The sequence below is a fragment of the Blautia sp. HCP3S3_H10_2 genome (genome assembly GCF_052122375.1).
Taxonomy (GTDB): domain Bacteria; phylum Bacillota; class Clostridia; order Lachnospirales; family Lachnospiraceae; genus Blautia_A.
In genome coordinates, this window is sequence record NZ_JBQKCL010000008.1 from 124,634 (window position 1) to 139,158 (window position 14,525).

General features: G+C 42.8%; 11 protein-coding genes. 1 reads left to right on the forward strand and 10 read right to left on the reverse strand.

Going from position 1 to position 14,525, the window contains the following annotated elements:
- Positions 1-30: 30 nt before the first annotated feature.
- From pflB to ACTQWB_RS10660, 3 genes are all read right to left on the reverse strand, one after another.
- Positions 31-2,286, reverse strand: a complete 2,256-nt coding sequence (gene pflB, locus ACTQWB_RS10650) for a formate C-acetyltransferase (RefSeq protein WP_441501623.1) — start codon at positions 2,284-2,286, stop codon at positions 31-33.
- Positions 2,287-2,643: 357 nt separating this feature from the next.
- Complete coding sequence (locus ACTQWB_RS10655) at positions 2,644-3,819, reverse strand: FAD-dependent oxidoreductase (protein ID WP_441501622.1); 1,176 nt, start codon at positions 3,817-3,819, stop codon at positions 2,644-2,646.
- A 91-nt stretch (positions 3,820-3,910) separates the two neighbouring features.
- The gene (locus tag ACTQWB_RS10660) at positions 3,911-4,774 is read right to left on the reverse strand and encodes a shikimate dehydrogenase (RefSeq protein ID WP_441501621.1); all 864 of its coding nucleotides are present in this window, start codon (positions 4,772-4,774) and stop codon (positions 3,911-3,913) included.
- A 318-nt stretch (positions 4,775-5,092) separates the two neighbouring features.
- Between ACTQWB_RS10660 and ACTQWB_RS10665 the strand changes: the two genes are divergently transcribed.
- Complete coding sequence (locus ACTQWB_RS10665) at positions 5,093-5,974, forward strand: LysR family transcriptional regulator (RefSeq protein WP_441482502.1); 882 nt, start codon at positions 5,093-5,095, stop codon at positions 5,972-5,974.
- 221 nt (positions 5,975-6,195) lie between these two features.
- Here ACTQWB_RS10665 and ACTQWB_RS10670 read toward each other — a convergent pair whose 3' ends face one another.
- The 7 genes from ACTQWB_RS10670 to ACTQWB_RS10700 form a co-directional block, all read right to left on the reverse strand.
- A complete protein-coding gene (locus ACTQWB_RS10670; RefSeq protein WP_441482503.1) occupies positions 6,196-6,363 on the reverse strand; it encodes a hypothetical protein in 168 nt (55 codons plus the stop codon).
- Positions 6,363-8,231, reverse strand: a complete 1,869-nt coding sequence (locus ACTQWB_RS10675; protein WP_441501620.1) for a heavy metal translocating P-type ATPase — start codon at positions 8,229-8,231, stop codon at positions 6,363-6,365. The genes ACTQWB_RS10670 and ACTQWB_RS10675 overlap by 1 nt, the downstream gene beginning before the upstream one ends.
- A gap of 246 nt (positions 8,232-8,477) precedes the next feature.
- Positions 8,478-9,326 (reverse strand): hypothetical protein, encoded by an 849-nt coding sequence (locus ACTQWB_RS10680; RefSeq protein WP_441501619.1) that lies wholly within the window; start codon positions 9,324-9,326, stop codon positions 8,478-8,480.
- 321 nt (positions 9,327-9,647) lie between these two features.
- Positions 9,648-11,324: an alpha-glucosidase gene (locus ACTQWB_RS10685; protein ID WP_441482506.1), complete on the reverse strand. Its 1,677-nt coding sequence runs from the start codon at positions 11,322-11,324 to the stop codon at positions 9,648-9,650.
- Positions 11,325-11,342: 18 nt separating this feature from the next.
- On the reverse strand, positions 11,343-12,179 hold the full coding sequence (locus tag ACTQWB_RS10690) for a carbohydrate ABC transporter permease (protein ID WP_441482507.1): 837 nt from the start codon (positions 12,177-12,179) through the stop codon (positions 11,343-11,345).
- Positions 12,179-13,057, reverse strand: a complete 879-nt coding sequence (locus ACTQWB_RS10695; protein WP_441482508.1) for a carbohydrate ABC transporter permease — start codon at positions 13,055-13,057, stop codon at positions 12,179-12,181. The genes ACTQWB_RS10690 and ACTQWB_RS10695 overlap by 1 nt, the downstream gene beginning before the upstream one ends.
- Before the next feature lie 23 nt (positions 13,058-13,080).
- The gene (locus ACTQWB_RS10700; protein ID WP_441501618.1) at positions 13,081-14,418 is read right to left on the reverse strand and encodes an ABC transporter substrate-binding protein; all 1,338 of its coding nucleotides are present in this window, start codon (positions 14,416-14,418) and stop codon (positions 13,081-13,083) included.
- Positions 14,419-14,525: the final 107 nt, after the last annotated feature.

The following is a 14,525-nucleotide window of genomic DNA, read 5'->3' on the forward strand; positions in this document are numbered from 1 at the left end:
TCTATATCCTTTACATCATAAATTATATGATTACATTCTGTCGTGGCAGGTTCTGGCAATAACATCCAGCTGCTGCTCTCTTGTCAGGTCGATGAACTTAACAGCATAACCGGAAACACGGATTGTGAAGTTTGCATACTCCTCTTTTTCCGGATGCTCCATAGCATCGATCAGTTTCTCTTTTCCAAATACGTTTACATTCAGATGGTGTGCACCCTGGTTGAAATATCCGTCCAGTACATGTACAAGGTTATCTGTACGCTCTTCATTAGTATGTCCAAGTGCGTCCGGATTAATTGTCTGTGTATTGGAAATTCCGTCCAGTGCATCCTCATAGTCAAGCTTTGCAACAGAGTTCAGGGAAGCAAGAAGTCCGTTCTGCTCTGCGCCATAGGATGGGTTAGCACCAGGTGCCAGAGGCTCGCCGGCTTTTCTTCCATCCGGAAGGGCTCCTGTAGCCTTACCATAAACAACGTTAGAAGTAATGGTAAGAATGGATGTGGTTGGCTTGGAATCGCGGTAGGTATGGATGTGTTTCAGTTTGTCCATGAATGTGGAAAGCAGGTTTCTTGCGATCTCATCTGCTCTGTCATCATCATTACCATAGCGTGGGAAGTCACCCTCAACCTGGAAGTCTGTGGTGATTCCATCCTCGTCACGGATAGCTTTTACCTTGGCATATTTGATAGCAGACAGGGAGTCTACTACATGAGAGAAGCCAGCGATACCAGTTGCGAAGGAACGCTCAACCTTTGTATCGATCAGAGCCATCTCAGCTGCCTCATAGTAATATTTGTCATGCATGTAGTGGATCATGTTCAGGGTTCCTACATACAGATGTGCCAGCCAGTCCATCATCTGGTCATATTTCTGGATTACTTCATCATAATCAAGGTACTCAGAAGTGATCGGTTTGTACTCCGGTCCAACCTGAGTCTTTAACTTCTCATCTACACCACCGTTGATCGCATAGAGGAGGCATTTTGCAAGGTTTGCACGAGCTCCGAAGAACTGCATTTCCTTACCTGTCTCAGTAGCAGATACACAGCAGCAGATAGAATAATCATCGCCCCATACCGGACGCATAACATCATCGTTCTCATACTGGATGGAACTTGTTGTAACAGAAATATTAGCAGCATATTTCTTGAAGTTCTCCGGCAGCTTGGAGGAATAGAGAACAGTCAGGTTTGGCTCTGGAGCTGGTCCCATATCCTCAAGAGTATGAAGGAAACGATAGTCGTTCTTTGTAACCATGTGACGTCCGTCAACGCCAATACCAGCAACCTCAAGAGTTGCCCATACCGGGTCACCGGAGAACAGCTGATTGTAGGACTCGATTCTTGCAAATTTAACCATACGGAATTTCATTACCATGTGGTCAACAAGCTCCTGGGCCTCTTTCTCTGTGATCACGCCGTTCTTAAGGTCTCTTTCAATATAGATATCAAGGAATGTGGAGATACGTCCAACACTCATTGCCGCACCGTTCTGAGTCTTGATCGCTGCAAGATATCCAAAGTACAGCCACTGGAATGCCTCATGTGCATTCTTAGCAGGCTGGGAAATATCATAACCGTAGATCTTCGCCATCTCTTTCATTCCTTTCAGAGCGCGGATCTGGTCTGCGATCTCCTCACGAAGCTGGAAATCATAACGTCTCATACCCTGACGGTCACTGTCTGCAAAGTCTTTCTCTTTGCCCTCGATCAGAGCGTCAATACCGTACAGAGCCACACGTCTGTAATCACCTACGATACGTCCACGTCCATAAGTATCCGGAAGTCCGGTAAGGATATGGCTGTGACGTGCTCTCTTCATCTCTGGTGTGTAGATGTCAAATACGCCCTGGTTATGTGTTTTGAATTCATATTTTGTAAACATGTCGTGGATCTGCGGATCTACCTTGTAGCCATACATCTCGCATGCCTGCTCTGCCATTTTAATTCCGCCGTATGGCATAAATGCACGCTTCAGAGGCTTGTCTGTCTGAAGTCCTACAACCTTCTCCAGATCTTTCAGGTCTTCGTCAATGTATCCTGGTCCGTATGCGGTCAGGCCTGTGACAACCTTTGTCTCCATATCAAGCACACCGCTGTTGGCACGCTCTGCTTTCTGCAGCTCCTGCAGTTTTCCCCACAGCTTGTTCGTAGCTTCGGTTGGGCCTTCCAGGAAAGAATCGTCTCCGTCATAAGGGGTATAATTGTGACGGATAAAATCACGAACATTGATCTGTTCTCTCCAACGATTTCCATTAAAGCCTTCCCACTGAGCAAAATCTTTCATTCTTGTACCTCTTTCTTTATTTTTTAGTTCTCCGCGTATATTGAAGAATTGTTATTGGTTTAACGGTTGTAGTATACGAGATTGTTTTTTCCCCGTCAATCGGTTTGGCGCATGCTTTTAATAAAGTACAATCCGTCTGGAAAATGATGGAATTTTCGGGACATAAGTCCTATATTCTGTACTTTATGTTCTTTGCATATTCTCTAGTATCTTCCATTGTTACGGATTGATTCTGATAAATATTCTCAACCTTATCATTGATAATTTTTATCAGTTTAATACAAGGGGCAAAAATAGCTTTGCCCCTTGACTTGTTACATTTATTCGGGACAAAAGTCCCTTATTTTATTTTCCTACTTAAACCTGTAAAGCAGCCTCAAAAGCATCATTCACCGCAACTACTGCATTGCCTGGAGCCTTTGCCGCTTCCCCGATCACCAGCACCTGTCCGGCAACTTTTTCCGCTGTTTCTTTTAAAACACCGTTTGCTCTGGAGCCCATAGCCAGCACTACATTGTCAAAGCCCCTGAGAGATCCTTCTGTATCATCTGCCAGTGCATAATCCACACCATCTGTATAGAAATGACCAACCTTTGCACCAGGACAAAGCTGTACATGGTTTTCCTCAAAATTCTGGAAAATGTATTTGCGGCTTTCTGCTGTCACATCACCTGCAATGACATCTTTCATTTCGATGATCCCAACCTGATGTCCGCGCTCAGCAAGATACTCAGCAGCCTCGCAGCCAACCATTCCGCCACCCACTACCAGCACCTTTTTGCCAGCTTCTTTTTTTCCATCCAAAAGCTCCTGGGCTGTGATATAGCCGCAGTCAGCCAGTCCTGGGATTGGAAGTACCAGTGGATTGGAACCGGTTGCAACAATGATGGTATCTTGGGAAAGGCTGCGAAGGGTTTCCTCATCTGCCTCTGTATTACATCTCAAACCTACTCCGGCGTTCTGACATCTTACGATAATGGAGCGGATCACCTCGGTAAGCTGTCCTTTTCCTGTTGGATAAGCTGCAATACGGAAGTTTCCGCCAAGTTCCTCTTCTTTTTCCAGAAGTGTGACCTGATGTCCACGAAGAGCACACAGCCATGCTGCGTAAAGTCCTCCAGGACCGCCGCCTACAACGACTACTTTTTTCTTACTGTCAGCAGGGGTAAGCTCTGTTTCTCTTCCCACGCACGGGTTTACTGCACAGGTGATGGGCTTTCCGGCAAACATATTCGGCACACAGCCAAGAAGACATCCAATACATGGAGCCAGAGTTTCCAGCTGCCCATTTAACGCTTTATTTGGAAGGTCAGGGTCAGCAATGCTCTGACGGCCAAGGCCGATCGCAGCGATAACTGCCACAACACCGGATACGTCATAGCTTCCGTTTTCCAAAACCTTTGCGCCCCACTGGGCTGCAAAATTCCGCTTGTACTGTCCCATGATGGTGGCTGCAATGCCCAGAACAAAGTATGTAATGTAAAGGGCCAGTGCTGTAGGGTAATATTTTTTTGAATCTGTAGTCTGGTTCATTTTGTTAGACCTTCCTCGTATGTTTTTTGTTTTCTCTGATACTTCATTTATTACGGCTTATTTCTTGTTTTGCCTGTAATTACTAAGTTGTTTATTTATAAAGCAGTTCCCGGATTTCCTCCACCGGCATCTCCAGCCCGCTGTACAGTCTGAATGCTTCGGCGCCCTGCCATAAAAGCATGCCCAGGCCATCACAGGTCTTGCAACCGGCTGCTTTTGCTTCCCGCAGCATCTTTGTCTCTGTCGGAGAATAAACCACATCGGTTACCACCAGCTCCGGGCGGAACCAGGAAAGGTCTGTAATGTTGCTCTGCTCCTCGTATGGTGCCATTCCCACTCTTGTGGCATTGGAAAGAATGTCTCTTTCATCAATTGCAGCTTTTAGTTCTTCTCTGTTTTCAAGATTATGGAGAGTAATTTTACATTCCGGCGCTGCCTTGCTGATTTTCTCAAGTCCTGCCTGTACTCTGTCCCAGAAGCTGTCCTTCAGGTTAAATACGGTAATCTCTTTCGCACCTTCTAAGGCCGCCTGGATCGCGATCGCGGAAGCAGCTCCGCCGCCGCCAAGAAGAACAATTTTTTTGCCGGCTGCTTCTACACCATGAGCCCTCAGATTCAAGGTATAACCGCATCCGTCTGTAATATGCCCTGTGAGCACGCCATTGTCATTCACGATGGTATTTACTGCCTGGATTGCTTCTGCTGCAGGAGTCAGCTTATCCAGATATGGAATGACTGCGTTTTTGCATGGCATTGTCACATTTGCCCCTTTGATGTTCAGGGTTCGAATGGCCTGCACCGCTTCTCCTGCTTTTTCCTTTGGTACGTCAAAGGCCAGATAAGCGCAGTCGAGACCATATTTTGCAAAACAATAATTATACATTGCCGGGGATTTGGAATGCTCTACAGGGGTTCCGATCAGACCCAGCATAGTGGTGGTTCCTGAAATATGCAATTTTTTCTCCTTCCTGGATGTCTCATATGCTTTTTGCACTCGATTGATAATGCCCAGTTGCTACTTTTAACATTATGGCCTATAAACTTTATTGTTCGCACCATACCGTTAGCTCTTCTTTTAGATTGAGACATTTACATTTTTCCATGTTTTTTAAGACCTTTAAAACTTTTTTCTCATCGACCTATGCCTGTACTTTAACTTGTTGTTAAAAAAAAGACAAATTGATTTTTTCTTATAGAACAATAGATTATTTGAATATACAGGTTTATAATAGAGTTGTTTCATTGATTGAAAGAATAGTTGAGGGAATTGAATATGAATTTACTACATTTGCGATATTTTGCAGAATTAGCACAAACACTACATTATACACGAGCTGCAGAACACCTTTGCATCGCCCAGCCAAGCCTTAGCCATGCCATCTCACAGATGGAGGCAGAGCTTGGAGTTCCCCTTTTTGAGAAGGTTGGAAAAAGCATTATGCTCACACATTATGGGGAGCAGTTTCTCGCCTGTGCACAGCAGACGCTTATGACTCTGGACAATGGAGTAGACGCACTCCAGCGGGTTGGACGTGGGGAGGGACTGATCCGCCTGGGGCTTCTTCGTACCTTGGGAGAAGACTTTGTTCCCGAGCTTGCAGCGCGTTTTTTGAAACAGTACCCTGAGAAAAATATCCGTTTTACTTTTAATACCGGAACCACAGGACAGCTGCTCGAAGGGCTTACTGCAAGACGTTTTGACCTGGTTTTCGCTTCCCAGCCACCTGCTGATCTGGGGCTTACCTCTATCCCAGTACACCGGCAGGATCTGGTGCTGATCACTCCAAGAAAGCATCCTCTGGCACAGTTTCATACCATTGATCTTGCACAGACTATTCCTTACCCCCAGGTCTATTTTGCAAAAGGCTCTGGTCTTCGCTCCGTAGTTGACGGCTTATTCCGACAGATCGGGCAGGAGACTCAAATCGCCTACGAGACAGAAGAAGACAGCGTAATCGCCGGACTTGTGGCGCACGGATTTGGTATTGCTGTTGTCCCCTACATGGAAATGCTTCTCCGCCTGGACGTAAAGATCATGCAGATTTCCAATCCCGCCTGGGAACGAAATTTCTACCTGATCAGCAATGACAGGTCTTATCTTTCTCCAGCTGCAAGGGAATTCAGACAGTTTATACTGGAAGGGGTAACATTATAAATAAGTTATAGAAATGAATGATAGATTTTTTGAATGATTCTATATGAAATAAATCATAGTGTAACATGTGACTTATTCCCATATAAATAGAATATGCCTGAAATGCATTCCAACCAAGCCTTCTGAAGCATTAAAGTTCTTGAAAGTTTTCCTACTTTCGGTCGAGAATACATTTCAGGCATATTTTTTTGGTAATAGTTATTTTCTTTAAAAAAGATTTGTTACATAAATAGAAACACTGCTGCCACAATTGCGATCACAACTCCCACTACACTTACAATACTATAAATCTTACGGGATTCCGGGTCTTCTTTCTCCTGGGTGAGGTAGTAGATTTCGGCACAGAGAATTAAGATTCCTATGATAAGTCCAATTACTTTGATTGTCATTATTTTTTCCTCCACTTCAATAAAAATGCTGAGTTTGTAATTACCAGTACTGATCCCGCGTTGTGAACGAGAGCGCCTACGATGGGGTTCAGGATTCCGGTGATGGCCAGTACGATTGCGATAAAGTTCAAGGTCATAGAAAAGGTCATATTCAGCTTGATGGTAGTCATCATACGCTTGGAGAGAGCGATGAGGTGTGGAAGTTCTTTTACTTCATCGTCCACAAGGGCAATGTCAGCTGCGTCTACTGCGATATCACTTCCTACGCCGCCCATGGCGATTCCTACTTCTGCGCGCTTCAGGGCTGGGGCGTCGTTGATTCCGTCACCAATCATACAGACCATTTTGTTTTCCTGCTGGTAGGTATCAATGTATTTCAGCTTGTCTTCCGGGAGACAGTTGGCGCGAACTTCATTGATATGAAGCTGGGATGCGATAGTTTTCGCCGCGTTTTCGTGGTCACCAGTCAGAAGGACTGGCTGAACGCCAAGACCGTTAAGTGCGTCGATCATGCCGGTACTCTCTTCTCGAAGGGTGTCGGAAAGGGCTATGAAACCTGCATATTCTCCGTCAATTGCTACATAGGTAACCGTGCAGCCAGCTTTTATGTACTGTTCTGGATCCAAAGAGTGTATTTCCACACCATTCTCTTTCAGCAGCTCCGGATTTCCAGCCAGAATCTTTTTCCCATCTACCACTGCACAGACACCCCGTCCAGGGATCATCTGGAAATCCTCTGCCTTGGAAAGCACTGCTCCTTCTCTCTTACAACAATTCACAATTGCCTTTCCAAGAGGATGTTCCGACAGCTGTTCCGCAGATGCTGCCAATCTGTAAATGTCATTATTGTTATAATTTTCACTGTTTCTGACGGCTGCGGTCACCTTTGGTGTGTCGTATGTTAAAGTTCCGGTTTTGTCAAATGCGATAACATTTACTCTGGCAAGCCGTTCCAGGGCGTCACCTTCACGAACAAGAAAGCCGTGTTTGGTGGCATTGCCGATAGCTGCCATAATTGCAGTGGGTGTTGCAAGCACAAGGGCGCATGGACAAAATACAACCAGGATGGTCACCGCGCGGATGATCTGACCGGAGATAAGCCAGGTAAGGGCTGCGGCTGTGAGCGCGATCACCACAATCCAGGTAGCCCACCGGTCTGCGATTCCTATGATCTTCGCCTTACCAGCGTCTGCTGATTGGACCAGACGGATCATTCGCTGAATGGAGCTGTCTTCCCCAACCTTGGAAGCTTTCATCTCGAAGGCTCCAAACTGATTCACCGTTCCACTGGATACCTCATCTCCCACCGTCTTATCTACCGGAAGGGATTCCCCAGTCATAACCGCCTGGTTTACAGAGGTCTGTCCGGAAATAATGATTCCATCTACTGGTACCCCTTCACCCGGAAGTACCCGAAGGATGTCTCCTACCTGAACTTTTTCTGCAGGGATGATATTTTCTTTCCCGTCTTTTATTACCCTGGCGATCCGGGGTGTGAGGTGGACCAGCTTCTCAATTCCTGCTCTGGCCCTGGCTACCGTAAGCTCTTCCAGAAGTCCGCCAAGCTGCATGATAAATGCCACTTCTCCAGCTGCAAAATCTTCTCCGATACAGACGGAAGCGATCAGCGCCAGAGATACAAGAACGTCTGCCTTAATGTCGAATTCAGTTACCAGACCAATGATGGCTTCCAGGATAATAGGAAGTCCGCACAGCACAATGGCAATCCAGGACATGTCAAAAGGGAAGGGGGAGATTCCCAGCAGACTTAAGACAATGGCGATTCCAGAGATTACCAGAAAGGTAATATCCTTCTTGGTCCCGCCAAGATCAAGTAACTCTTCTAACTTTCCCATTAGATTTTTCATGGTTTTCCTCTTTTCTATACCATACCAGGTATAGGCTTATTATACCTATAGGGGTATAAGTTGTCAAGTTGCTGAATTACAGTTTCTTGTTTTCTAATTGAGAATTTTTTTCAACGCATACAAAAAACAGGGTACATTCCACATGCAAACTGACACATAAAAATGTGTACCAATGATTTGCTTTGTAAAATGAACCCTGTTCTTCTATTATTGTTCTATTGTATTTATGTTATGCGTTTATACCTTTTATTTCATTTTCACCATTTCCGAAACATATTTCTCACTAACTTCAAGAATATCTGCAATCTCTGCAGCAGACATTCCTTTTTTGGCCAATGACTGTGCGATTTCCCTATCACGCAATTGTATACCTCTCTGCTCTCCAGCTTCGAATTCGGCTTTTCTCAGCTTTCGTTCTTCCTCTTCTTTGTCATACTCAAATATACTCACCGCGATAACCTCCGCTCTATTCCTTTGAAGAAATTCTTCCAGAATTCCATCATGAATACATTTGTCTACAGCTTTTTCCACTGCTGCCTCTAATTCCATAGATTTTGTATATTTACGTACTAGTGCTACATATGCTGCATATTCTCTTAAAGTCTGGCACTGCTCTAATAATTCATGGTTTCTGCCTTCATTAATATTTAAAGTTACTACTTTTAGCTCCAACTTCGGCTCACCGAACAAATTCTCGTACGCTTCTGACAAGCAGTTCTCCCATCTATCTTCTTTCTTATCCATTCCATTGTAGAATACAATAAAATTCGGTGCTGGAATTTTCTGCAACGCTGACGAATACAGAGACTTCTGATTCACCAGCTTCTGGTATTCTGCTGAGATATAGAAAAGATCCCGTAGGGGCATGTTCGGTGTGTAAGTTGACTGGTGTTCATACAGGAAAAGATTCGTGTCAATAATAAATGCCAGATCATTTTTCATTCCCATATAAATAGCATTCTCAAGTGTCACAATTTCCAACTCTTCCGGATTATCATAGGATGTTCCATTAATCGCATTATAAAGCGAAAGCAGATTTTCCCGGTCGGAAAAGAGCATTCTGAATATAGTATCCTTGTAGTTTCTGTTTACCATAAGCTGGTCCTCCTTTTCAGACAGGAGTCAGAAAATACAACTTACACTTACTGTCCGGCAATTACTTTCAGAACTCCTGCTTTTTGAATTTTAATGGGTTTCAAAGCATGAATTTCTGAAATGCAATTAGATGAATCAGATGGCAGATATGCCATGAACTATATGAGAAATATGCTTTTTATAATAGTAACATTGTCAGTGCTGATTTACAAGTACTATATTTATTTTTATCTATTTTTTACTTTATTACTTAAGGATAATTTCCCCCAATTATCCTCATGCGAAAAACGGAATCCCCCTTCAAAGATTCCGTTTTTTGCATTATTTATTCTGTTTTTCTTTCACCGTCATAATTGTCTGATATGGTAATAATTTACCTGTTAATACTTCTGTTCTATTATTCAGCAAAATATGCTTCTCCTCTGCTGCCTCTGGCAGGTCGCTTGTCTCATTGCAGAAATTTATCCAGACTGTAATCTCATATTTTTCATCGGTTCTTCTATAACCAATCAACGTGCCCTTTTCTGTTTCAATTGCTTCAAAATCGCCAAATGTCAGTGTTCCTCCATATTCTGGATCTTTACGCAGGCTCACCATTTTTTGGTAAAAATGATATACACTATGCTGTTCTTCAACCTGAGACTTTACATTAATTGCTTTATAATTTGGATTTACGGAAATCCACGGCTCTTTCTCTGAAAAACCAGCATAAGAAGAATCATCCCACTGCATAGGAGTTCTGCTGTTGTCTCTGCCCCTTGCGCGGAAATATTCCATGTCTTTTCCCGTGTCTTCCCCATCTTTTATGCTCTGCTCATAGCGGTCAATTGCAAATGGATCCCGAAGTTCACTGGCATCTTTAAATGGATAATTCTCCATTCCTATTTCCTGTCCCTGATAAATAAAGGGGGTTCCACGCAGGAAGAAATACAACGCGCCAAGTGCAGTCTTGCTTTCATAACCAATCTCCGCTTTCGGAACATATTTGTCGACGGAACGGGGCTGATCATGATTTTCCAGATAAGGACTTCCCCAGCCATGCTTCTGGATTGCTGCCTGACTCTTAAAAATCCGTTCCTTCAGTTCCTTTACAGACCACTGTCTTTTCCATTCTTTTCCGTTTCGTTTCTCAATATCCATGTCTGTGTAGGTGAAGTCAAATACCATGGAAAAAAGCCCGTCTTCCCCAATAAAGCGCTCCATTTTCTCTTCCGGTACTCCAACCTCAGCAACGGTCATCATATCATATTTGTCGAATACTTCTTCCTTTAGCTCCTGAAGATAATCTTCAATTCCGTCCTGCATCAGCACATGATTTTCCATAGACGCCATGCCGTCTGAGCCATCTGCGGGGATCGGCTTTTGTTCCAATGCCTCCCTGGATTTCTTGATATTTCCAATTGCATCAATCCGGAATCCGGCAATTCCTTTTTTCTGCCAGAATTTCATCATCTCAATGATTTCTTTTCGAAGCTCTGGATTTTCCCAATTCAGATCCGGCTGCTCCTTGGAAAAAGAATGGAAGTAAAAACGATTGCTGTCCCTAATTCGCTCCCAAGCACTTGTGGCATTGTAGCATCGCATATTGTTCGGTTCTTTTCCAGCAGTCTCTTCTATGATAAAATAAGAAGCATATTTACTCTCCGGATCTTTCACTGCTGCCTTGAACCACTCATGTTCATTGGAGCAGTGGTTTACCACCAGATCCATCAATACTTTTATTCCCCGCTTTTTCGCCTCTTCCACCAGTTCTTCCAGATCTTCATTGGTTCCAAAACTTGGATCTACATTATAATAATCCGCAATATCGTAACCATTATCCATCATTGGGGATACATTAATAGGACATAACCAGATGGTGTCAGCTCCAAGTTTTTCTATATAATCCAGTCTCCGAATAATCCCCCTCAGATCTCCGATTCCATCCCCATTGGTATCTTGAAAGCTTTTGGGGTAAATCTGATATACAACTGTATTTTTCCACCACTTTTCTTTCATAATCTTACTGCACCTCTCTTACTTAATAGCACCTGCAACCACACCATCAATGATCTGTTTCTGCAAAAATGCGTAAATAATGATAACCGGAAGGATTGACATGATCAGTCCGGAACACACCAGTGAATAATCTACAGAATATTGCCCAAAGAAAGAATATGTCATAAGCGGCAATGTTTTTAATTTGTTGCTCTGAAGCAGGATATATGGAAGCAGGAAATCATTCCAGATTGCCAGAATATCCAGCACTGCCACTGTAGAAATAATAGGTTTCAATAAGGGAAAAATAATCTTAAACAAAATCTGAAACTCACTGCATCCGTCGATTCTGGCAGCCTCATCCAGTTCCACCGGAATATTTTTTATAAATCCCTGAAGCATAAATACTGCCATGGAAATATGTGCCCCTATGTAAAATACAACCACCATAAAAATATTATCTACGGCATTAATTGCAGAAAAGTTCTTTACAATTGGAATCATGATCGTCTGGAACGGAATGATCATAGATGCAACCATGATCATAAACAGGATCCTGTTAATTTTCCAGTTGTTTCGTGCAAAGAAATAGGCACACATCACTGCAAATAAAATGATTAAAACAATACTTAATACCGTGATGATCAAGGAATTACGGAATGTCTGCAGGTAATTCATTGCAGAAAAAGCTTTCATATAACCTGCAATATTAAGCTTTTCCGGTAATGCCAGCGGATCTAATATAATTTCTTTATTTCCCTTAAAGCTGTTTAACAGAACAAGGAAAAAGGGGACCAGAAAGATAACCAGCAAAATGGAAAACAATACATAAATGAGCGGTTGGCTGATATTGCTTTTTTTCATATTCTTTTTCATTACGCTTCAACCTCCTTACTCTTGGATAGTCCAACCTGTGTCAAAGTGATCACTACAACAATTGCGAACAGAATCAATGCCTCTGCCTGTCCTACTCCATACTGCTGGGATGTAAATGCCCTTTCATATACCTGCATTGCAACAAGCTTTGTAGAAGCAAAAGGTCCGCCATTTGTCAGTGACATATTTACATCATATGCCATAAATGCAGCTTTAATTGACATGAATCCGCAAACTGTGATAGATGGCATGATCAGTGGCATGATGATGTAGCGCAATTCTTTCAGACCAGTTGAACCATCCAGCCTGGCGGCTTCCAACACATCCTTTGGAAGTCCAACGATTCCAGCCATATAAATCAGCATCAGATAACCTGCTAACTGCCATACGGCAACTGCAATCAGTGAGCCAAAAGCTGTACCAGGCTGACTTAACAGATTTTTCTGTAAAAAATCTATATTTAACAGGTTCCCAATAGTGGGAAGTGCTGTGGAAAAAACAAATTTCCAGATAAGTCCTAATACAACTCCACCGATCAGGTTTGGTGTAAAGAATCCTACGCGGAAAACGCCCTGTGCCTTGATTCCTCTTGTAAGTTCATATGCAATGAAAAAAGCTACAATATTGGTAATCACAACTACGAATAAAACATACTGAAATGTCTTTAATAGCGATGTGATAAATTCTGTATCCTTAAAGGCATTGATGAAGTTCTGAAGCCCTACAAACTGGTAGGAATCAGATAATCCGTTCCAGTCTGTAAAGCTTAACTGTACACCACTTACAAATGCTGCACCTATAATTGCAAAGAAAAAGAAAAGTGCCGGTCCTGCAAAACAGATAAATCTTCTTATATTTCTTGCTCTCTTACTCTTCATAGTTTCCCTCTTCTCATCAAGCTCTATTCCTGTCCCTTCCAGTATTCCTCAATTCCGGAAGCCAGTCCTTCACGGTCTATTTCACCAGCTAAGTACTGCTGCATCAGGTTTCCTACTTTTTCATAATGATCTACTGGATATTTCGTATACATAGGTAAAGAATTGCCATCTGCGATATATTCATATGCAGATTTTACAAGGCTCTCTGTCATCTCTTTATCGTTATTTGTATATGCCGGAATATTTCCATCATCCACCACATACTGCTGTCCTTCTTCGGACTGGGTTGCAAACTCAATAAATTCTTTAGCTGCTGCCTGTTGTTCCTCTGTAGCACAAGCTGTGTCTACACAGAAATACCCTGGTACAAGTGAACAGATTTTTCCGTAATTGTTCTCATCTTCAGATGCCAGCGGAACCGGAATAAATCCATACTCATTTTCTGTATCCAGCTGACGGATCACACTTGATTCCCAGCTGCCCTGGAACCAGAATACGGATTGCTCAGTATATAATGTCTGTGACTGCTTCACAGCCTCATCTGCAACATCTTCCAACGGATTATCTTTATAATAATTGTACTTCATCAATGTATCAAAAGTATCCATATAACTATTGAACACATCATTATTGACCAGATCTGCAGTTCCCTCTTTCAGGGATGTTACAAATGCATCCGGGTCATCCTGTCCGGAATATACCATGTTAAAATAGTGATTTCCGAGAGACCAGTTATATGGGCTGATCACCGTAGGTGCAACATCTTTTTTCTCCAATTCGTCACATACATTTGTGAAGTCATCTAGTGATTGAATACTGTCTACATCAAAGTCATCACCAAGCAGCTTGGAAAGGGTTGTCTTATTATAGATAATTCCATATGCCTGTGTTTTCACCGGAACTCCAAGGATTTTCTCATCATAAGTTACGTCATCCAAAGTTCCCTCAGATGCATTCTTGATACATTCCATATCGGACAGATCTGCCAGCTTATCCTGAAGCTTATTCACATCACCAGATTCCAAGAAAAATACATTTGGTGCACTGTTTGAATTATACATAACGGTAAGCATTTGATATCCACTCTGTCCATCTGTCAATGTAACAATTTCTGCTTCTGCATCTGTGCTCTGTGCATTAAATTCATCTACAAGCTGAGCATTTAGATCTGCGTTGTCACCTCCGATATAAACACGGATCTTTGTCTTACCACTGCTTGATGTCTGTGTAGTCTCTGTCTGTGCAGCTTCGTTACTCTCTGCAGTCTGTACTTGGTCAGATCCATCATCTGAACCGCATCCTGCTAATAATCCCATTGTCATAGCTGAAATCAATACTGCGCTGAATAATTTTTTTCTCATTTCTTCCTCCTCATAATAATCTTTTCTTAAAAGTGATAGTTTCGATCGTGTGAAACATGTTTCATTCATGGCTATACAATATCGTATGAAACATGTTTCGTCAAGGA

Bases quoted from the DNA above. Each gene is read 5' to 3' on its own strand.
- ACTQWB_RS10680 (WP_441501619.1), bottom strand. From the start codon at position 9,326: ATGGTAAACAGAAACTACAAGGATACTATATTCAGAATGCTCTTTTCC.
- ACTQWB_RS10675 (WP_441501620.1), bottom strand. From the start codon at position 8,231: ATGAAAAATCTAATGGGAAAGTTAGAAGAGTTACTTGATCTTGGCGGG.
- pflB (WP_441501623.1), bottom strand. From the start codon at position 2,286: ATGAAAGATTTTGCTCAGTGGGAAGGCTTTAATGGAAATCGTTGGAGA.
- ACTQWB_RS10665 (WP_441482502.1), top strand. From the start codon at position 5,093: ATGAATTTACTACATTTGCGATATTTTGCAGAATTAGCACAAACACTA.
- ACTQWB_RS10670 (WP_441482503.1), bottom strand. From the start codon at position 6,363: ATGACAATCAAAGTAATTGGACTTATCATAGGAATCTTAATTCTCTGT.
- ACTQWB_RS10685 (WP_441482506.1), bottom strand. From the start codon at position 11,324: ATGAAAGAAAAGTGGTGGAAAAATACAGTTGTATATCAGATTTACCCC.
- ACTQWB_RS10695 (WP_441482508.1), bottom strand. From the start codon at position 13,057: ATGAAGAGTAAGAGAGCAAGAAATATAAGAAGATTTATCTGTTTTGCA.
- ACTQWB_RS10690 (WP_441482507.1), bottom strand. From the start codon at position 12,179: ATGAAAAAGAATATGAAAAAAAGCAATATCAGCCAACCGCTCATTTAT.
- ACTQWB_RS10700 (WP_441501618.1), bottom strand. From the start codon at position 14,418: ATGAGAAAAAAATTATTCAGCGCAGTATTGATTTCAGCTATGACAATG.
- ACTQWB_RS10655 (WP_441501622.1), bottom strand. From the start codon at position 3,819: ATGAACCAGACTACAGATTCAAAAAAATATTACCCTACAGCACTGGCC.